Raw genomic sequence first — 21,133 nt, 5'->3', positions numbered from 1 at the left:
AGATTTTCATCCGGAAGCTTAGTGGAGAGGTATCACCTTGATGGCCCGTTCAGCCGAAAATCCAGATCCGGAAGACGTGCGAGCGGGGAAGGAGTCCGATCCAACAGATTTGGGCTGGATGCAGGGATTCGCGCCAACCCCTGACAAGAGGATACTTTCCTCGCACGCGGCACCAGGCGAAGCTCCCGTTCGCTGACATGTCGCGCTTATGAATCGTGGTCTATCTGTTTCAGATACGCGTGGAGTTTGCGGATAATATTGCACCACCCTGAAGGCAATGATCGAAATAGCATGGCGACGATCTTATAAAAATGTCGTCTGCAGGGGAAATGGAGGGTCTGACAATGCTGAGGCCGACAAAGCCATTCTCAAACGAAGTGTCAGGAGAGCATCACAGTGACGCCAACCAATCCATAGAGCGGCAAAGGTCGCTATTGATTCAGAGCTAGTACTATCTGGGATCGCTGGCGTCTAGGGCGGCCGTGAAGGGAAGGAAAAGTATGAACTACGATCAGTATATTGAAGAACTCGCAACACAGGTTTTTGAGAAAGAACTAAGCTTTTCAGAGTCCGAGTATCGTCTCCGGCTCGAAAGGGTGCGAAATATTATGGACGAGAAGGGTTTGGATGTCCTTCTCGTCACATTCACTCCCAACTTGAGTTATCTGAGCGGATACCAAAGCTTCGGTTCGGGTTGGTATAAATGCATGGTACTGCCCCGCGAGGGGGAACCCATACTGCATATGCATCAGTTGGAGGTAGGTCCCGCCCTGCTCACCAGTTGGGTAAAAGACATCCGAAGTGTCCCTTGGACCGATAGCGATGGGATGGCGACCGGTCTTGCAGATATCCTAAAAGAACGGCGACAGGAGAGAAAGCGAATTGGCCTTGAGATTAAGAAGATGGGCCTTGGCGTCGAACTTTACGAGGGATTGAAACGCGCGCTGCCGAATGCCGTTCTCGTTGATGCGTCCGATGTAGTTGCGCAACCACGGATGGTCAAATCGTCAGCCGAAGTCGACTACATGCGTAGTTCGGCCCGTATCACAATAAAGGCGCTTGATACTGTTTTGCCGATGATCAAGGCCGGCGTCACTGATAACCAGATTGCGGCCGTGATCTATCAAACGCTCGTAAATGAGGGAAGTGAGTATTTCAGTACCCAGCCCATTGTGTCTGCGGGTCAACGCAATTGGTTCGGCCATACCACGTTTAGGCGCACCGCCCTTCAGGAGGGTGACACGGCAGCGCTGGAGTTTGGCGCTGCTTACCAACGCTACACTAGCGCGGTCTTTCACACGGTCTCCATCGGTAAACCGTCTCCGCTAGTGGAGAAACGGGCCAAGGTTATTAATGAGACTCTCGACCTGTTGTTTCAGGTAGTTAAGCCAGGCCGTTCCGCTCACGATGTAGCGAGAGAGATTGGTGCCGGGATGGATGAAATAAGCCCTGTACCGAGTTCTTCGCGCATATACGGGTATTCGATTGGACTGGGGTTCCCTCCCACGTGGGGAGAAGAACTATATTTTATCCGTGAGGGCGCTGAGCTGGAGTTGAAGGCTGGGATGACCTTTCATTCGCCGTTGGTGGTCGATAAGCCGGGTACGCCGGCTGTAGGTTTCAGCGAGACATGGGTCGTCACGGAAACAGGATGCGAAATCCTTACAGTGCATGACCGAGAACTGACTGTCGTCGAAGAGTGAGGGCTACAGGCGCTGGCCCGGCACAATTTGTACCAGATCGCATATCCTTGATGAGGGGATTTCAATGATTAGAGACGTTTCCTCTGGAATAGATCCCCTTGGTCTTCCCGATAGTCAGACCTATCTCAACGCTGTGGAATCCGATCCTCGATTGCTTGGATGGATGCAGGGACTTCCACCTCAGCCGGACAAGCGGATTACGTTCGAGAGTGATCAATTCCTCGACTTTCCGCAGATAAGGTGGGCACTTTCGCATATGCGCGAACTCGCACCGACCGTGAACGTACGGCGCGGAAGCGCTCCGATATCTCAGATTGAAAGAGATGATAGGTCTCATGATATCGATGGACTGACATTCGATGCCCTAGATGGCCGGACAATGCGATTTGAGGATGCGCTGTATGCTACCTATACCGATGGCATTGTCGTGGTCCATCGTGGTCGCATAGTCTATGAACGGTATTTCGGGGCGCTGGAGCCACATCTTCCTCACGCTCTGCATTCGGTGACGAAGGTTTATGTTGGAACATTAGCCGCTGATCTTGTTAGCAAAGGTATTCTGGACGAAACGAAAGAGGTCCCTCACTACATTCCCGAACTGCGAGGGACCGCATGGGGTGATGCGACACTTCGCCAAGTAATGGACATGCAAATCGGCGTTGACTACACAGAAGACTACGAGAATCCGCAATCCGGAGTTAGAGCCTACATGCGCGCTTGCGGGATGCGCCCTCGTTCTGGAAATTCGTACGTCCCCGATACGCTTTTTGACTATTTGCGTACATTGCGTAAGGAGGGTGAGCATGGCGTCGCCTACGCTTACAAAACTGTCAGCAGCGAGGTTATGGCCTGGGTGATGGCGAAGGTAACCGGACTCAATCTCGCTGAATATCTTCACGATAGGATTTGGTCGCGCCTCGGATGCGAGGAAGACGGTTATATGCTAGTTGACCCCGTAGGCACGCCCATGGCCGGAGGCGGTTTGTCAGCGACACTTCGCGATATGGCACGGTTTGGCGAACTCATTCGACGTGAGGGCGACTGGCATGGAAACCAGTTAATCCCTGCCTCTGTAATTGATGAAGTTCGTCGCGGAGACGATCCCGAGAAATTTGCCAAGACTGGGTCAGATTTGCTGCGTGGCTATTCCTATCGCGCCATGTGGTATGTTTCACATAATGAAATAGGCGCCGTCGAAGGTAAGGGTATGAATGGGCAGCGACTCTACATTGCCCCTGGCGCGGAAATGGTCGTGGCGCGCTTCGCTTCGCATCCGGTGGGATCGAGCATAGGTAACGATCCGATCACCGTGCCGCAATTGCTTGCCCTTGGCCGAATGCTGAGGGAGTAAGATTGTCGACAATTTGCATATTGATGTCTGTCTGAGCGGCAGCGGTTTTTTGCAGCCTCGAAAAACAAACATGTGTTCCTAGCCGCGCATGGTTAGTGCTTCCGATTTGTGACGCAACCGTCGGGTTGGAAACGGGAGGTTTCTGGACCATATCCCCCACCCACTGGTTCTGGGAACTCGCTCGTTTGTGGGCCTAGCTGAGTCTTCGCGGAAGTTTGATTAAGAGGCTCGCGCGAGCGCGGTTGCGTGGCGTGGTCGCTTGAGAAGGATCATTCTACCTCATGAGCTTCGGGCTGATGAGATTGGCAGATCTGTTTTTCACATTTCAGTTCTGTTGGTTTATTGGCGTTGACATTTCAACATCAGGGTAGGTTTGAAATAACAGCCGCACAGAAGCGTTTATAATAAGCTGATTGTTGGGTTGGACTTGACCGCCTCCGGCTGCACGCGGAGCGGGGTATGGATATGATATAATGCGCCGAAATCGGAGCCGCTATTCCGCACTTTCCCTTATTCGGGAAGGTCTCACCGGCCAAACAGGCTGGACGGCGGCTTGGGCCTCACCTGAGCCAAAACCTACATATGAGGCGATAATTGTGGGCGGAGGAGGTCATGGACTTGCTACTGCTTACTATCTTGCAAAGAATCATGGCATCAGCAATGTCGCAATTCTGGAAAAAGGTTGGATAGGCGGCGGCAACACAGGCAGGAACACTACCGCGGTCAGGTCCAACTACTTCTATCCCGAGAGCGTGGCACTCTATGAGTTCTCCTTGCAGCTCTATGAGCGGCTCTCCAAGGAGTTGAACTACAACATCATGCTGTCCCAGCGAGGCGGACTGAACGTCGCGCATAGCGAGATGGACATGGAGATCGCAGCGCGTCTCGTGAATGCGATGCAGATCAATGGCATCGACGCCGAGTTGTTCGACCGTCGGCAGGTGTTGAAGGTCGTTCCGCTGCTGAATACCGGCCCAAACGCACGGTACCCTGTTTTCGGCGGGGTCTGGCAGGGCAGGGCTGGCATTTGCCGGCACGACGCGGTCGCGTGGGGTTACGCCAGAGCCGCCAGCCATCTGGGTGTCGACATTATCCAGAACTGCGAAGTGCTCGATTTCATCATTGAAGGCGGAGCATGCAGAGGTGTTTCGACTTCACGGGGCGAAATACGTTCGGATCGCGTTGCCATGGCGGTTGCGGGCCATTCATCGATGCTGTCGGCCAAGGCAGGCTTCTCGCTTCCGATCCAGTCCTATTCCTTGCAGGCGATGGTCAGCGAGCCAGTCAAGCCCGTGCTTGATACCGCGCTGCTTTCCATTGGAACAGGAACGTATGCCAACCAATCCGACAAGGGCGAGATCGTCTTCGGTGGCGGGCTGGATCGAATTCCCTCCTATGCGCAACGAGGGAACCCGCCAGCACACGACCACACGATCTCGGGGCTGATCGAGATGTTTCCCGCGTTTGGCCAACTCAAGATCCTGCGGCAGTGGGCGGGTATAGTGGATGTGACGCCGGACTCGTCTCCGATCATCGGTCCATCGCCCATTCCGGGATTGTACCTGGACTGCGGATGGGGCACGGGCGGCTTCAAGGCCATTCCGGCCGGAGGATGGCTTCTCGCCCATCTTATGGCGACCGGCTCGCATCATGAGATCAGCAAGCCCTTCGATCTCGACCGCTTCACAACCGGCCGCCTCATCGACGAAGCCGCCGGTTCGGGCATTGCTCACTAGAGGACGCATCATGCATTTGATCTGCTGCCCGTTCTGCGGGAACCGTGACGAAACAGAATTCCGGTTCGCGGTCGAAGCCGGAAAGCGTCGCGGCTCGGTAAGTTCGTCGCCGGACGAATGGGCCAAGTACCTTTATTTCCAGAACAACGTCAAAGGCGACACGCGCGAGGTCTGGATGCATCTGACGTGCGGAGAACTATTCATCCTGTCCCGCAACAGCGTCACGCACAGCATCCACGGTTCTGAGCCGGTGCGGAAAGCGGCTGAAGCATGAGACTGCCTAGCGGAGGAACGGGGATCACCCGGGCGAAGGAGCTTTCGTTCGCATTCGACGGGAAGCCGCATCGCGGCTTTGAGGGCGACACGGTAGCGTCCGCGCTGCTCGCAGCGGGGGTGCGCACCGTAGGCAGAAGCTTCAAGTATCACAGGCCCCGCGGCATTTGGGGTCACAGTGTCGAAGAACCGAATGCCATTTTCGACGTGAAACTCGCTGGTTTCCACGAGCCAAATGCACGAGGGACCACGACACCGCTGGCCGATGGACTGGTCGTCCGTTCAATCAACGCAAGGCCGGACGCGTCGCGCGACAGGTTCGGATTCCTGGACAGGTTCGCGAAATTCATCCCCGCCGGATTTTACTACAAGACGTTCATGTGGCCGAGCTGGGAACGGTTCGAACCGAGGATCCGCGCGATGGCGGGACTTGGCGAAATCGACAGGGAGTGGGCACCGAAAGCGTTTTCCTCGCACGTGCATGACACCTGTGATGTGTTGGTTGTCGGCGCAGGTAATTCCGGTCTGCGGGCAGCTCTCGCGGCCGCCCGTGACGGGCGCTCGGTGACGGTGGTGGATGAAGGGTTCGCACCCGGCGGGCAGCTCCTGTACCGTTCCCGCACCGCGGATGGGGAGCACGCGGAAGAGTGGCTGGCATCGACACTTGCAGAGTTGTCCCGGCTCGGTGTCACGATCATGTCCCGTTCGACCGCCTACGGGATCTACGACCATAATCTCGTCTGTGTCGCCGAACTCAAAAAAGCGACGAATCCGCCTGTCTCACACCGGATACGGCCGAAACAGATAGTTTTGGCAACAGGCGCCATTGAGCGCCCCCTCGTTTTTCCCAATAACGACAGACCCGGCATCATATCCGCCGCGTCGGCACTCTTCTACCTTCGACGGCACGGCGTGCGGGTCGGCGAAAGGATCGTTATCGCCAGCAATAACGACAGCACCGCCGAAGTTGCAGAAGCGTTCCGGGTCGTGGGCGCCAACGTGACTGAGGTTTCGTCGGTCGCGAACGTGCGGGGCAAGAACCGCGTAGAAGCAGTCATCGACGAAAATGGGCGGTCCATACCTGCCGACGCGCTCCTCGTGTCTGGCGGCTACTCGCCTACGGTACATCTCTTCTGCCAGGCAAAGGGCAAGCTCGCGTGGTCTGACGAACGCGCTGCCTTCTTACCCAAGGATGAGGTCCAAGGGGTCAAGGTGATCGGTTCGGCGAACGGAGACTTCCGTTGGCGTGTTCAAGCGTCATGGCCAACCAAGCCTACCAAGGAGCGTGCTTGGATCGATTTCCAGAACGACGTCACTTCAAAAGACGTCGCGTTGGCGGCCCGGGAGAATTTCCGTTCGGTCGAGCACCTGAAAAGGTACACGACTCTCGGCATGGCTACCGATCAGGGAAAAACCTCGAACGTCAACGGCCTCGCCGCCTTGGCCGCGTTTACCGGGCGCAGCATAGCAGAGACGGGAACGACGACGTTCCGCCCTCCTTACACTCCGGTCTCGATGATGGCCTTCACGGGATACAGGCATGGACAGCTGTTCAACCCCGTTCGCCGCCTGGCTCTGGAAACCGAGCACCGGGCGGCAGGCGCCATATTCGGCGAGTACGGCGGATGGCTGCGACCCGCGGCATATGACAGGGACATCCAGTCCGAGGCGCTGCGTGCGCGGGAGGGCGTGGGGATCTTCGATGCAAGTCCGCTCGGCAAGGTCGAGGTCATCGGGCCGGACGCAGGACTGCTCCTCGACTTCAACGGATACGGAAAGGTCTCAACGCTCAAGCCCGGAAGGATTCGATACGGCCTGACGCTCAACGAGAACGGAAGCGTGTATGATGATGGTGTCATTGCCCGGCTCGATGAAACGCGTTTCCTCGTATCCTGCTCCAGTTCACACGTGACAGGTGTCCATCTCAGGCTGGAGGACATACGCCAGGATCTTTTCGACCCTACCAGATTGTCCATCCATAACGCCACAAGCCGCTGGGCGACCCTTACCGTCACTGGGCCGAAGTCGCGTTCACTACTCGAGTCGTTGGGCCTGGGCCTGGATCTCGGCAATGAGGCGTTCCCTCACATGTCTTGGCGAATGGCCACATTCGAAGGCGGTCCAGTACGCCTGGGGCGCGTAAGCTTCTCAGGCGACCTGTCGTTCGAGGTTTCGGTTCCGCAGTCAAAAGCGGCGTCCCTGTTCTGTGCCCTGAGGGAGGCCGGCGCACGGTTCAACGCCACGCTGCTCGGGTTGGAGGCGTTGATGATCCTGCGCGCTGAAAAGGGATACATCGTGGTCGGCAAGGACACGGACGGCCTGACGTTGCCGCATGACCTCGGCATCGTTGGACCGCGCGATAAGCGTACGGACGAATTCGTCGGCCGGCGGTCGCTGTTCACCGAATGGGCTCAGGAAAAGAAGCGCCGCCAGTTTACTGGCCTCTCAATCACCGACGATGGCGGACCGCTCGCGACGGGAGCTCACGCAATCGAGCGTGTTACGGGAAAATCGCGCTCGATTGGGTTTGTGACGTCCAGTTATTTCAGTCCAACGATTGGAAAGCCGATCGCGCTCGGATTGATAGAGAATGCGATGGAGCGCCAGGGAGAGATCATAGAACTCCAGCACCTGGGAGCAGTCAGAAAGGCGAGGGTATCGGCCGCCTGTGCTTTCGATCCCGCAGGAGCGCGGCTAAATGCTTGATTTCGGCCAGAAGTGGGAGCCTGCGTCGTTTGATGAAACTGGCTTCGCCAACACCGATACTGTGAACTTGGTGCGCGCACCAAGCCGACAGATCTTGATGGTGAGTGGGAACGTGGGGCGCGGGCTCGCGTCGCTTGGCATAACGACCCACCCGCTAGGAGCCACCGACGTAATCGTCGAGGAGCCGTATGCAGTTGCCTTGGCGAGAGACAAATGCCTCGCCGTCGTCCCGTCAGCAACTTCGGTTGAAGAAGGATGGCATCCGGATGGCTATGCCGTCACAGATGCTACTGACGGTTACATCGGGTTCGACATCTCGGGAGCAGGGCTGAGCGGGCTTCTCAAAAGGGCTACGGCATTGGACTGGTCGCAGCCGACCCGCTCCAGCGCGATTTCATTCGGCCATGCGACGGTCGTGACGGCTTTTCTTCGTGACAGGGATTCGATTCGCCTTCTGATCGAGACGCCGATGGTGCCATCCATTCTGCTGTGGATCAAAACGACCATCGAGAACCATTAAAGGCGATCGTCGTCTCACCCCTACGAACGTTCTGAAAATTCGAACGCAGCTCAAACCCCGCGAAGCTGCGCTCAGTGCCTCGAGCAGATAAGCCGCCTTATGGCCCTGCAACGTAGGTTTCATGGCGACACGAACAATGGTGGAGCACCGCAGACCCGATGTTTGGCCTCGCTCATAGCCGCGCCCGAACTCATGCTTCGCGCGAAAGACCTCGCTATGATGTCGTTCCTGCCGATGCACCTGTTCGTGCTGGCCGCAGGCATCTATTTCGTCCTGGCATGGCCCAACGCGACACGCGCACGTCGTGTGAAATGCCCCTGTCCTCGGCCGCGGATGGGGGCACCTAAGCTGGGCGTAGGAAATCATTCATCGCTTGGCCGCAGTGTCTCGCGACGAGCGATATCATTTCTTATTGACGAGTGACTCAATCGCAGACTGGGGTCAGGCCTGACGAATGGATTGCCGCAACGGCAGTCGGCTCATCGTTGTCAGACGTATCACCGGTGATCCCGACTGCACCGAGCAGGCTCCCGTTCGAATCCTTCACCAGCACACCGCCGGGGACCGGCACGATCTGCCCGCCGGACACGGAATTGAGCCCCGCGATAAAATGCGGGCGATCTCGTGCCGCTAAGTCCAGCCACCGCGAACCGAAGCCAACCGCAAGAGCACCGTACGCCTTACCGAACGCGATCTCAAAGCGAAGCATGGATGAACCGTCCTGCTTTTGGAAGGCGACGAGGTGGCCGCCTGCATCGAGAACCGCGACACTAAGCGGCTTCAATTAGTTGTCCGCGGCGGAGGCGAGGCTCTTCTCGATGATCGAGTTAGCCTGATCGAGTGTTATTGATATCATCTTCGAACCCTTAGTTCAGGATCTTACGCTGCTTTCGAGCCAGCCTGTGCGCGTGCAGAAGAGGCTCCGTATAGCCGCTTGGCTGCAGTCGTCCGGCAAAGACCAGATCTCGAGCCGCGTTGAAGGCGTTGGAATTGTCGAAGTCCGGGGCCATCGGCGTATAGGTCGGATCGCCCGCATTTTGCTGGTCGACTACGGCGGCCATGCGCTTCATCGTCTTCATGACCTGATCGCGCGTGCAGACATGGTGATGCAGCCAGTTGGCGACGTGCTGCGAGGAAATGCGACAGGTCGCGCGGTCTTCCATCAGGCCGACATCGTTGATGTCCGGAACCTTGGAGCAGCCGACGCCACTATCGACCCAACGCACGACATAGCCCAGAATGCCCTGGCAGTTGTTGTCGAGTTCCTTCTGAACATCTTCGACCGTCCAGTTAGGGTGCAAGGCGACCGGAATGGAGAGGATGTCGTCGAGCTTCGCGGGCGCCCGCTTTCTCAGCTTCTTCTGAACTGCATGGACGTCGACCTTGTGGTAATGTGTGGCATGCAGGGTCGCCGCCGTCGGCGACGGCACCCAGGCGGTATTGGCGCCGGCCCTCGGATGCGCGATCTTCTGTTCCAGCATCGCCGCCATCTGGTCCGGCATCGACCACATGCCCTTGCCGATCTGCGCACGGCCTTCCAGCCCGCAAGCCAGACCGGTGTCGACGTTCCAGTTCTCGTAAGCGCCGATCCAAGCCGACTGCTTAATTTCCGCCTTGCGGATCATTGGGCCGGCCTCCATTGAAGTACGGATCTCGTCGCCCGTGCGGTCGAGGAAGCCGGTATTGATGAAGACGATCCGGTCTTTCGCAGCGCGGATGCATTCCTTCAGGTTGACCGTCGTGCGGCGCTCCTCGTCCATGATACCCATCTTGATCGTGTTCGGCATCAGGCCCAGCGCCTGCTCGACGCGAGCGAACAATTCCACGGCAAAGGCGACTTCGGCAGGTCCATGCATCTTCGGCTTCACGACATATAACGAGCCCGCGGGTGAGTTCGCCCTGCGACCGTTTCTACCGATGTCGTGCAGCGCGACGGCCGCCGTCACGAACGCATCTAAGATGCCCTCCGGCACCTCGTTACCCTCGCGATCGAGGACTGCGGGGTTGGTCATAAGATGACCTACATTGCGCACTAGCATCAGGGAACGCGCACGCAGCTCGAACTTGGAACCGTCCGGCGCATTGTAGACGACGTCTGGGTTGAGGCGGCGGGTAAAAGTCTTGCCGCCCTTGGTCACCTGTTCAGCCAAATCGCCCATCATCAGGCCAAGCCAGTTGCGGTAGACACTGACCTTGTCCGCGGCATCGACTGCGGCGACCGAATCCTCGCAATCCATGATCGTCGTAATGGCGGATTCCAGCCGCACGTCGGAGATGCCGGCGGGATCGGCTCTGCCGATTTCGGAGTCTGGATCGATAACGATCTCGATATGCAAGCTGTGGTTCCGGAAAAGGAACGCGATTGGCTTGTTCGGTTCGCCGCGATAGCCGGCGAACTGCGAGCCGTCACGCAGGACAGTCACTGCGTGTTCGGAAAACCTTCCTGAAACCTGTCGTGCTAGGTCTCTGAAAGTGTGCATTTCAACAGCGCCATTCGCGACGACGAGCCTGCTGACATCGGACCACGATCCCCAATTCAGCGGGATGGCCTCGTCGAGGAATTTCCGCGCCCAGGCGATCACCTTGTCGCCGCGCACGGGATTGTAGCTCCTGCCTCTTTCGGCGCCGTCTTCCTCGGAGATCGCGTCCGTCCCGTAAAGTGCGTCATAGAGAGAGCCCCAGCGGGCATTGGCGGCATTCAGCGAGAAGCGCGCGTTGATCACCGGCACGACGAGCTGCGGCCCGGCGATCGTCGCGATCTCAGGATCGACGTTTGTCGTCGAGATAGTGAAATCCTCGCCTTCAGGCACGATGTAACCCATCTCGCGCAGGAACGATTTGTATGCGTCGAGGTCGACGGGTGTGCCGTTCTCGCGGTGCCAGCTATCGATCCTGTTCTGCATCAGCTCGCGGAGTGCGAGCAAATCGCGGTTAGTCGGTGCAAGATCATGGACGATTGAAGAGAATGCCGCCCAAAAGGCTTCAGGCGTGATACCAGTAGAAGGGCCTCCTCCCGGATGAAGTCGCGCAGTTCGCGCGCCACCTTCAGTCCAGCAAGTTCGATGGGAAGGCCGCCAGCCGCAAATATGTCAGTCATCTTCATGCGGCCACTCTCAGGTCGACCGGGATTTCCCCGCCTATGACCTCGGCAAGCGCCGCCGAGGTTGCTGCCGAGAGCGTCCAGCCCAGATGACCGTGGCCCGTATTGTAAAAGACTCCAGGGATCTTTCCCTTGCCGACCTTTGGCATCATGTTCGGCATCATGGGCCGTAATCCTGCCCACGGGATGACGTTACTGGTGGCAACTCCTGGGAAGAGCGTACGCGTCCATTCCACGAGGGGCCTGACACGGTCGTCCCTTATATCCCGGTTCGCGCCGTTGAATTCAGCGGTCCCGGCAACGCGGAACCGGGATGTTCCCAACCTGCTGGTGACGATCTTCGCCCGGTCGTCAAGGATACTGACCCACGGAGCCGAAGCTTGGGACAGTTCGTCAGCGAGATCGACTGTGATCGAGTAGCCCTTGACCGGATAGATGTTGATCCGGTCGCCCAGCATTGCGCCTATGGTGCGGCTATGGACACCTGCACAAACGACGACAGCGTCTGCCTGAAGCTCATCCTTGATGCCACCCTTCGTCGAGAAGGCGATGCGGAACCCGTCACGCTTGGTGATCGAGGTCACGTCGGCATCGTAGGTGAAGCGCGCGCCCCTGCTCTCACAGACCTGAGCGAGTCCGCCTGTGTACTTGTGGATGTCGCCGGTTGAATCCGACGGCGTGTAGAAGCCACCGTGAAACTTGCCGGAAAGCACCGGCTCGATCTCGGCGATTTCCTTGGGGGTGACCGGATGGCGGTCCAGTCCGCCCTCGACAAGCATCTCGTTCACCTTCGACGCATGATCGTACCCTGCCTTGTCGTAATGGACGTGAAGGATTCCCTTGCGCACGTGGTCGAAGTCGATCCCTTCCCGCTCAGCGATGCCGAACATGTGCTGCCTGGCGAAAATCGCCAGCCGCGTGGTAGCGATCGTGTTCTCCCGGTAGCGGCCGATGTTCGCCATGAATTCCGCCAGCCAGCTGTACTTATGCCAGGATGGAGAAGGGTTCATCAGGAGCGGGGCGTCCCTTCGCGCCATCCACTTGATACCCTTGATGACGGTCGACCAATGGTTCCAGACTTCGGCGTTGCAGGCGGAGAGCTGCCCTCCGTTAGCAAATGATGTCTCCATCGCCGCGTAGCGCTGCTTTTCGAACACGGTGACTTCGTATCCCCGTTCCAACAGGGCATAGGCTGTCGACACTCCGGTGATACCGGCGCCGATCACGACAATTCTGGGCATTTGAGGAACTCCAATGGATCAACGGTTGCAGGCGTGAACCTGCGGCGATCCCCAAATCTGTCTCGGTACCTGAGAGCTTGACCGGATTCCGGCGTTCCCCTTCGGTGGGCGCGAGGCGCCTCTCTCCAGATTGTCCGGCACGAACGGTCACTGGTGCCTGAGAGTTTCCTTGGGGGGTTGCTCCGTCGGCGCCGGCTCTCGCCGATCTCTCCCGTTCCACCTTGTGGACACGGCATTAGTACCGCAGACAGCCGGAGTTTTAGTGCGAAATGTGCGGAGCAACGAAACGTGCCCGGCAAAATGTGCCCGGCAACGAAACGAGCCTTTAAGTTAGCGTGGACACCTCACGCCTTCGGGAAGGAGAACGCATGAGGCGATCGCTTGATTTCTTAGTAGATCCGAGGCAGTTGGCGTGAGGCCCGCTTGGTCAACAACTCCATGCCGTCTTCGGTCACCAGCACCGTTTCCTCGTGAAGAACGATCTTGCCGGGTTCGTACTCGAGCCCGGGCTCGATGCACAACACCATCCCGGCCTGCAGCACCGTTTGGTCTTCAACTTTGACGGACGGCGGCTCCGTGACCCGCAGGCCCAGGCCGTGGCCCATACGCCCGTTGCTGTTCAGGTCTTCCTCGCCAGAGGAGAGCACTTTCGCCATTGCCCGGAAGACGGAGGCAGCGGAAACCCCGGCACGGACTGACTTCAACCCGATCTCGTTTGCCTGCCAGACCTTTTCGTGCGCCTGCAGTAGCGCATCGGTTGCGTCGCCGACTTGGTAATTTCGATCATAATCGCAGTAGTAACCGTCGAACGTGGTTCCGGTGTCGATGAAGAGAAGGTCACCGTCGGCGATCTTGCGGTCGCGCGGGCCGCCGGTGATCTCGAAAGGACCGCCGATGTCCGAGCGGCAGATCACAACCGGGATCGAACTGGCGCCGCTTGAGTTCAGGCGAGCCCGGAACTCACGCTGGATGCGTTTTTCAGTGTCACCGATGCGAACGAAATCTGGAACCGTATCGTATACGCCCCCGGCGATATCGATGGCCGTCCTGATCCTCGCGACTTCGGCTTCGCTTTTGATCATACGAAGCTGCCATATCGCTTTCGATCCGTCGACCAGTTCGACACCCTGCAGCCCCTTCATAATATCCAGAACCTGGCTCACCGGCATGCCAACGCGCAACTCCATTCCGAGCTCAGCACCGACACGTCCAAAGCGGCGTGGCAACTCCGAGACCGCCTGGATCACGAGCGATGTGCCATCGTCGTCTGGCCGTGGTGACGGCCACGAGCGAATCTCCTTCACCCAAAGCGTTTCCATAATCGAACGGCCGATCTCGGGAACTATGGCGATCGGATCGCCTTCAGCCCGTACGAGAACGAACCAAGGTCTGGCGTAGCTCTCCCAAAAAGTGGAATCGATCCCAGTGAAGTATCGGATGTTGTCCATGGACGACACGAGCAGCCCGTCGAGCTGGTGCTCCCTCATCGCCTGTTGAGCCCGCGAAACGCGAGATTGGAATTCTGATACTGTGAAACGCTCCACCTTTGCAATATCTTCCATGTTCTTCACCATGCGCGGCTGACTGGCGGAGTACGATTATTCATTCTTGGATTTTGAAAGTAGGCAGTTTGCTTCACTCGGTTCCGATCGATGCCACCGCTCAGAATCAGGGAGGATCGCTTTTCCGCCCTCCGGTCGTGCAGAGGATTCTCAGGGCGGCCGGCGCCTTGAAACGAAGCGTTGGTCCTCCACGTCTAGCTTCGACATTTCCATGAAAGCGAAATCTTCGGATGTTCTTCGAGGTCGACACGAGCCAGATCAGTGTGTCAACGACTTCACTAAACGGCTTCGCGGACCGCACTGAGAAACTGCTGGGTCCGCTCTTTCTTCGGATCGCCGAAGAGTTCGTCGGGAGTTCCCTGCTCTTCGATCCGACCCTTGTAGAAGAAGCTCACCCGATCGGAGATTTGTCGCGCGAAGCCCATCTGGTGCGTGACCATCAACATCGTCAGGTTGTGCTCCGATACCAGCTTTTTGATCACTCCGGTAACCTCCCCGATCACCTCTGGATCCAGCGCCGACGTCACTTCATCGAACAGCATCACCTTGGGGCGCATAGCCAAGGCGCGCGCAATAGCAACGCGCTGTTGCTGGCCGCCGGACAGGCGCGAAGGATGCTGATCCCGCTTGTCGGCCATCCCGACCATCCGCAGGAGCTCTTCCGAGCGCTCGCGGGCTTCCTTTTTTGACAGGCCCAGAACATTGACCGGGCCCTCCATGCAATTTTCCAGTGCTGTCATGTGCGGAAAGAGGTGAAAGTGTTGGAAGCACATCCCGATCTTCGACCGCATCTTACGCAGGTGCCGCTGATTTGCGGGGACGAGTTTCGTGCCGTCGGACATGTGGGTTAGCGGCTCGCCGTCCACGTAAATCACGCCGCCGTTGATCGAATCCAGTGTCATCAAGGTACGGAGAACCGTCGTTTTTCCAGATCCCGAAGGGCCGATGATGGTGACCATTTCTCCTTCGGCGACGTCCAGATCAAGCGAGTCCAGAACGACGAGGCTCCCGTATCGCTTCGTGACCTTTCTGAAGCTGACCATGGGCACGTTGGCGCCTTCGAGGCGAAGCGGAAAAGATGCGTGGGTTTCATCGGTCATCAGGTTAGTCCCAATTTTCTTCGCATCCAGCCTTCGAATGCTCTGATCAACGCAGCGGTCGGCAGCGATATCGCAAGGAAAATGATGCCGACCAGTGTGTAAGGTTCAAGAAACCGGTACGTTTCCGCACCGATGGAGTTCGCTGCGTGCATCAGCTCGGCAACGCCGATGACTGATAGGATCGGAGTGTCCTTGAAGATGCCGACTAGATAGTTCCCCATCCCAGCGAGCGATGGCGGCAGAGCCTGAGGTATGACGATGCGGAAATACGTCCTGGTCGTAGAGAGGTTCAGAGATGTTGCGGCTTCCCACTGACCCTTTGGTACGGAGTCGATACCGCCTCTATATACTTCCGACAGGTAGGCCGCGTAGTGAACGCCGATAGAAAGCATTCCGGCAACCCATGGCGATAACGTGATGCCGAATTGAGGGGCGACGTAAAAGACGAAGAATACCTGCAGAACCAATGGCGTCGAGCGGACGAACTCGATGATTTCTCGTACGCTGGCAGTGAAGATGGGTGACCGCGTTCGCTGAAGAAGGGCCAGGACGAGGCCCAGGACAACGGCTATCGCGTAGCCAAGCCCAGCCGCAAGTATCGTGTTGACTGTGGCTGATAGCAACCTTGGTAGGATCGTCCAGGTGAAATCCCAATCCCAATTCAGCACGGCCTCACGCCTCTCCCATCTTGCGCGCCATGAACCGTTCAAGCCATCTCATCGAGGGCGTGATCAGGAAGCGAGCGACGACATAGTAGATGATCAGGGCGGTCCCGAAGCTTTGCGCCGAGAGGAAAGTCGAGGAGTTGATCTGTTTTGCCTGAAACGTCAGATCCGCCACGGCAATCAGTGCGACCAGGGCGGTGCTTTTCAATAGCTCAATCATGAGATTGCCCCAGGGAGGGAGCATGATCAGGAGAGCTTGAGGAAGTATAATGCGACGCATGCGCTGTACGCCTGACATGTTGAGTGCAAGCGCGGCTTCCCACTGACCGCGGGCAACCGATAGAATTGCCCCGCGCACCAATTCCGATCCGTAAGCGCCGAGGTTCAAGCCGACCGCGATGAAACCAGCCGTGAATTTTTCAAGAGTGAACCCGAAGAGCGGCAGAACAAAGAAAATCCAGTAGAGCTGCACGAGCAGGGAGGTGCCTCGAAAAATTTCGACATACACGGCCGCGACACTGCGGACAAAGCGATTTGGCGATAAACGCATCAAGCCAGCAATGAGCGCAATCGAAATAGCCAAGGCGGCGGCGATGATCGTCAATATGATCGTGACGAGTGTCCCGCTCAGAATGCGTTCGCCATACTGGCTGATGAACTCAAAATATGACATGCCGCTAGAGCTTTCCCTCCAGCGCCGTTCAACTGGAGCGTTCGCCCGTGAGGGCATTTGCTACCAAATAGGCGCGGCGAACCTAACACTAGGTTCGCCGCATGAGATTGACTACCTGTTTGCGCAGATCCATTCAGCTTTTTCGTCCCCGGGCAGCAGGGTCTTGCTATAGCCGTACTCAGCTACAGCCTTCATCATCTCGTCAGAACCGAGATATTCCTTAAGAGCCTTGTTGAAAGCCGGGATGAAATCGGCGTCTTCCTTCCGGAAGCCAATCGCGCCCCAGTTGAAAAGTTCCTTCGGCATCGCCGAGGGATCAGTTGCTTCGAGCTCTCCATTCGTGCTGGACGCAAGTTGCTCCACTACGACGGATGTGCTCGCTCCAACGTCCGCACGCCCTGCCTTGACCGCAGCAAGAAGCTCAACGGGGCTCGGCACTTCCATTATCTTGGCAGGATCAACGCCAGCGGCCTTGGCATTTTCAATGTTGGCCGTACCGGTCGCGGCAACAATTGTGGCCCCGCTCTTCTTCACGTCATCGTAGTTGCGAAGACCCTTCGGGTTGCCCTTCGGAACAATAAATGCATCTGACATTTTGAAGATAGGCTCGGAGAAGGCCACATTCTTGCATCGCGAGGCGAGGATGAACATGCCACCGGTGATGATATCGGATCGCCCAGCTTGCAAGGCTGGTATCAGCCCACCCCATTCGGTCTGCACCGACTCGATATTGGTGTACCCCATCTTCTTCAGGATGCCCAAAGTCATTATGTTGACGAAGCCGGTGGGCTTGCCATCCTTGCCGAGGTATGCGCCGGGTACTTCATCGGAAAAACCGAGCCGGATCGGCTCGCCCTTCGCTATCCTTTGGGAAAGCGGACCTGGATTGGTTTGAGCTGATGCAAAGTTCGCCTGACAGGCGATAACCCCCACGGCTATTGCGGAGGCTGCTTGGATGAGGAGTCTGCGGGTAATGATGATCGACATGATATTCCCCTTTTTGATCCCGCTTTTGACGGGTTTCAGCTTACGCACCGCGTAGCGTTCTTAACGCCCCGGTCACCTTAACACTGACACCAGATGCTATAAGTTTTCCTCCAAAAACGAGATCGGGATGCAACGCCTGGCGCAGTTCGCTCCAGTCGGTGAAACATACTACTCTATCAGCAGGCGGAGGCTTTTTCGCCAGCTATACGGCGCATCGCGTATTGATAAGTAGGCGCTTCGGGGCAGATGGTCGCCAAATCATCGCCCGTCGGGCAAACGGTAGGCGATTGGTCTGCATTTCACTTTCCGCCGCTGAATGGGGCATTTGTTTCACAATGGCGGCCCTTTTGCGCAAAACGCCCTATCGAACGGCTGTAGGCTTTCTAATGTTAGCTTAGCGAGCTGGTCGTGCGTCATTCCCGAAGGGTGCGCGGATCAGGCTGAGAGCGTTGGCAATGCCATTGAGCAGGCGGAGTGTGCGGCTATGACGATAGTCGGCAAGGAAAAGCCGTACAAGCCGGCAAATCCCCCCTGCGATTGTTGGCGATCCCGAAATCGATCTCAAGACCTTGCTTGCAGGCCGAGGTCACGGGATTAAGCGGATCAAGCCCACCACTACTGGGTGATTTGACCGACTTGCTCCGTGACCAGGGGGCTCGCCGACCCGCGGGCGAGACAGGCTTTTGTCGCCCGCGATCTCTAACGTCGGTCAAATCCCGTGCAATTGTTCTCGTAATATTGAGTTGGCTGAACGATGATATCGACTGAAGAAGCACGGGCGCCACTTTGGGCTCCGAAGTCCTGCCAGATCGAGCAGAGCCCACTATCCAGCTTCGCAGCCCAGGCTTCTTCTCGCTTCGACCTCTCGTTGGGGTCGTATTTTACGCTCCATCGCTGGTCGATCGACGACCGCGAGGCGTTCTGGAGCCTTGTCTGGGACTTCTGCGAGCTTGTCGGCGACAAGGGTGAGACCCTGCTGGTCGATGGCGACAAGATGCCCGGCGCCGCTTTCTTCCCCGATGCGACACTGAATTTCGCCGAGAACCTGCTGAAAAAGACCGGTTCTGCTGACGCAATCGTCTTTCGCGGCGAGGACAAGATCGAGCGGCGGCTGTCGTGGAACGAACTGCACCAACTGACCTCGCGCTTTCAGCAGCTTTTCCTGTCGCTCAAGGTGAAAAAGGGCGACCGCATCGCCGCGATGATGCCCAACATGCCTGAGACTGTGGCCGCCATGCTGGCGGCGGCCTCGATCGGTGCGGTCTGGTCGTCCTGTTCCCCCGATTTCGGCGAACAGGGCGTGCTCGATCGGTTCGGCCAGATCGAACCCGTCGTCTTTATCGCGCCGGACGGCTATTGGTACAATGGCAAGGCAATCGAAGTCGCCGACAAGATTGCTGCCGTTGCCACGAAGCTCGAAACCGTCCGCAAGGTTCTGGTCGTCGATTACCTCGGCTCCTCAAGGGATGTCGCAGCGGTCATCGACAAGGCCGTGGCGCTGGAAGAGGCGCTGTCGCCTTTCGCCACCAAACCCGTCACCTTCGAGCGGCTGCCGTTTGCGCATCCGCTCTACATCCTGTTTTCGTCGGGAACCACCGGCATTCCCAAATGCATCGTGCATTCGGCCGGCGGCACGCTGATCCAGCATGTCAAGGAACACCGGCTGCATGCCGGGTTGGTCGAGGGCGACCGCTTCTTCTACTTCACCACCTGCGGCTGGATGATGTGGAACTGGCTGGTATCGGGCCTGGCCTCAGGTGCAACGCTGCTGCTCTATGACGGTTCGCCCTTCTATCCAGACGGCAATGTCCTGTTCAGCTTCGCCGACGCCGAGAAGATGACCTTCTTTGGCACCTCGGCCAAATTCATCGATTCCGTGCGCAAGGCCGGTCTCAAGCCGATCAGGACGCATGATCTGTCGAGCGTGCGCAGCATCTCCTCGACCGGCTCGCCGCTGTCGCCGGAGGACTTTCGCTTCGTCTATGACGGCATCAAGAAGGACGTGCATCTCGCCTCGGTTTCCGGCGGCACCGACATCGTCTCCTGCTTTGTCCTTGGCGTGCCGACCCAACCGGTCTGGACCGGCGAGATCCAAGGGCCTGGGCTCGGCCTTGCCGTCGATGTCTGGGACGATGACGGCAAGCCGATCAGGCAGGAGAAGGGCGAACTGGTCTGCACAAAAGCGTTTCCGTCGATGCCGATCGGCTTCTGGAACGACCCCGGGAACAAGAAATACAGCGCGGCCTATTTCGAGCGCTTCGACAATGTCTGGTGTCATGGCGACTTCGCCGAATGGACCGCCCATGGCGGCCTGATCATTCATGGCCGCTCCGACGCGACGCTCAATCCGGGCGGCGTGCGCATCGGCACGGCGGAGATCTACAACCAGGTCGAACAGATGCCCGAGATTCTCGAGGCGCTGTGCATCGGCCAGGATTTCGACAATGACGTGCGGGTCGTGCTGTTCGTGCGGCTGGCCGCCGGCGTGCAGTTGGACGCGGATCTGGAAAAACGCATCCGCGCGAAAATCCGCGCCGGGGCGAGCCCCCGTCACGTGCCGGCAAAGATCGTCGCCGTCACCGACATTCCGCGCACCAAATCCGGCAAGATCACCGAGCTTGCGGTGCGCGACGTCGTGCATGGCCGCGCCATCAAGAACAAGGAGGCGCTGGCCAACCCCGAGGCGCTGGAGCTGTTCAGGAACCTGCCGCAGCTGGCGGTCTGAGTGTGTGATACCAGTCTGTACCAAGCCCCGATGAATGACCTTACGCGCCCACGAAGGGCGCCGGAACGCCTCGCCACAGACACGAACCTTTGCGAGGCCCGGTGTCGCGAACGCCACGCGGTACCATTGCTTTGCTGAAGGACTTGGCCGGCACCCCATCCGGCCTGCGCATTATCAAGCGCAAAAGCGGCTCCCCTTCTACCGCAATCGGGCGGACCGATACTACCAGTTCTCTCGATCAAGCGTTTCAGGCGTCCGCACTGAGCGCGTTCATTCCGCGCTGACGCCCCGGAATATGCGCCTTTGATTGGGAGATTGCACTTCCAAGTCTCTAATGCGTGGAAAATTTCACGTCGTGCCCTGCTTTGACGCACGCTTCACAAGGTTTCGCACAAAGATACCGACCTTGGCGAATGCGCATCCGGATGATGGATCCTAGAGGGGTAGGACGTCTGCCGATAAACCGCCGGGCTGCTAAAATAGGTGTTCTATTTCAGTGTGTTAGGAAAGTTCCATAACTAATATTACGCGACTTTCGTCTATTGCCGCAAAGTAGAAATGTCTTGATTCTGCAAAGTAGGAATGTCGCCCTGCTCGTCCATGAGCGAGGGAGATGGCGGGTTGGGACTGATCTTAATGAGCGAGCGCGAGCTGCAACGCATCGAGGTGCTGTCGAAGGTTTTGGAGCGGCGCATGACGGTTGTCTCGGCGGCGCATGTGCTGGATATGACGACGCGTCAGGTCCAGCGTCTGCTGAAGGTGTTCAGAGCCGAAGGCGCGCCGTAGCACTT

The 21,133-nt window shown here is 57.8% G+C and carries 13 protein-coding genes, 3 pseudogenes and 2 riboswitches; of the genes and pseudogenes, 8 read left to right on the top strand and 8 right to left on the bottom strand.

The annotated features are described in order from the left end of the window. Positions 1-500: 500 nt before the first annotated feature. The 6 genes from AC1D10_RS35140 to AC1D10_RS35115 all read left to right on the top strand — a co-directional run bounded on the left by AC1D10_RS35140 (position 501) and on the right by AC1D10_RS35115 (position 8,289). The gene (locus tag AC1D10_RS35140; protein ID WP_477279857.1) at positions 501-1,703 is read left to right on the top strand and encodes a M24 family metallopeptidase; all 1,203 of its coding nucleotides are present in this window, start codon (positions 501-503) and stop codon (positions 1,701-1,703) included. A gap of 64 nt (positions 1,704-1,767) precedes the next feature. Beyond that, positions 1,768-3,054 carry a serine hydrolase domain-containing protein gene (locus tag AC1D10_RS35135; RefSeq protein WP_477279854.1) on the top strand — a complete coding sequence of 429 codons (1,287 nt, stop codon included), beginning with the start codon at positions 1,768-1,770 and terminating at the stop codon, positions 3,052-3,054. A gap of 473 nt (positions 3,055-3,527) precedes the next feature. Next, positions 3,528-4,790, top strand: coding sequence for a sarcosine oxidase subunit beta family protein (locus AC1D10_RS35130; protein ID WP_214393403.1), 1,263 nt, complete (start codon positions 3,528-3,530; stop codon positions 4,788-4,790). Between the two features lie 10 nt (positions 4,791-4,800). Further along, on the top strand, positions 4,801-5,064 hold the full coding sequence (locus tag AC1D10_RS35125) for a sarcosine oxidase subunit delta (protein WP_214393402.1): 264 nt from the start codon (positions 4,801-4,803) through the stop codon (positions 5,062-5,064). After that, entirely contained in the window at positions 5,061-7,769 is a 2,709-nt protein-coding gene (locus AC1D10_RS35120; protein ID WP_477279851.1) for a 2Fe-2S iron-sulfur cluster-binding protein, read from the top strand. Before AC1D10_RS35125 ends, AC1D10_RS35120 begins: the two co-directional genes overlap by 4 nt. Beyond that, positions 7,762-8,289: a hypothetical protein gene (locus AC1D10_RS35115; protein WP_477279849.1), complete on the top strand. Its 528-nt coding sequence runs from the start codon at positions 7,762-7,764 to the stop codon at positions 8,287-8,289. Before AC1D10_RS35120 ends, AC1D10_RS35115 begins: the two co-directional genes overlap by 8 nt. A 424-nt stretch (positions 8,290-8,713) precedes the next feature. Here the strand turns inward: AC1D10_RS35115 and AC1D10_RS35110 are convergent. The 8 genes and pseudogenes from AC1D10_RS35110 to ehuB all read right to left on the bottom strand — a co-directional run bounded on the left by AC1D10_RS35110 (position 8,714) and on the right by ehuB (position 17,617). Continuing rightward, a pseudogene (locus tag AC1D10_RS35110) lies at positions 8,714-9,145 on the bottom strand (GlcG/HbpS family heme-binding protein). A 10-nt stretch (positions 9,146-9,155) separates the two neighbouring features. After that, positions 9,156-11,386: pseudogene (locus tag AC1D10_RS35105) on the bottom strand (malate synthase G). Positions 11,387-11,388: 2 nt separating this feature from the next. Next, a complete protein-coding gene (locus AC1D10_RS35100) occupies positions 11,389-12,630 on the bottom strand; it encodes a D-amino acid dehydrogenase (RefSeq protein ID WP_477279847.1) in 1,242 nt (413 codons plus the stop codon). A 54-nt stretch (positions 12,631-12,684) separates the two neighbouring features. Next, positions 12,685-12,762: riboswitch (glycine riboswitch) on the bottom strand. A 2-nt stretch (positions 12,763-12,764) separates the two neighbouring features. Then, a riboswitch (glycine riboswitch) is annotated at positions 12,765-12,854 on the bottom strand. 165 nt (positions 12,855-13,019) lie between these two features. Next, positions 13,020-14,192, bottom strand: a complete 1,173-nt coding sequence (locus AC1D10_RS35095) for a M24 family metallopeptidase (RefSeq protein ID WP_477279845.1) — start codon at positions 14,190-14,192, stop codon at positions 13,020-13,022. Positions 14,193-14,470: 278 nt separating this feature from the next. Then, entirely contained in the window at positions 14,471-15,235 is a 765-nt protein-coding gene (ehuA, locus tag AC1D10_RS35090; protein ID WP_477279870.1) for an ectoine/hydroxyectoine ABC transporter ATP-binding protein EhuA, read from the bottom strand. Positions 15,236-15,291: 56 nt separating this feature from the next. Next, positions 15,292-15,960 (bottom strand): ectoine/hydroxyectoine ABC transporter permease subunit EhuD, encoded by a 669-nt coding sequence (ehuD, locus tag AC1D10_RS35085; RefSeq protein ID WP_477279843.1) that lies wholly within the window; start codon positions 15,958-15,960, stop codon positions 15,292-15,294. A 4-nt stretch (positions 15,961-15,964) separates the two neighbouring features. Next, positions 15,965-16,630 (bottom strand): ectoine/hydroxyectoine ABC transporter permease subunit EhuC, encoded by a 666-nt coding sequence (gene ehuC / locus AC1D10_RS35080; RefSeq protein WP_477279841.1) that lies wholly within the window; start codon positions 16,628-16,630, stop codon positions 15,965-15,967. 111 nt (positions 16,631-16,741) lie between these two features. Beyond that, positions 16,742-17,617 carry an ectoine/hydroxyectoine ABC transporter substrate-binding protein EhuB gene (gene ehuB / locus AC1D10_RS35075; protein ID WP_477279839.1) on the bottom strand — a complete coding sequence of 292 codons (876 nt, stop codon included), beginning with the start codon at positions 17,615-17,617 and terminating at the stop codon, positions 16,742-16,744. Between the two features lie 754 nt (positions 17,618-18,371). Here ehuB and AC1D10_RS35070 point away from each other — a divergent pair. Then, a complete protein-coding gene (locus AC1D10_RS35070; protein ID WP_477279837.1) occupies positions 18,372-20,342 on the top strand; it encodes an acetoacetate--CoA ligase in 1,971 nt (656 codons plus the stop codon). A 621-nt stretch (positions 20,343-20,963) separates the two neighbouring features. Continuing rightward, positions 20,964-21,122 (top strand): annotated as a pseudogene (locus AC1D10_RS35065) (helix-turn-helix domain-containing protein); the annotation flags it as partial. Between the last annotated feature and the right edge of the window lie 11 nt (positions 21,123-21,133).

The organism is Mesorhizobium sp. P2_A8, assembly GCF_056404935.1.
The sequence above is the reverse complement of the archived record's forward strand: the minus strand, read 5'-3'. Positions and strand labels throughout refer to the sequence as shown.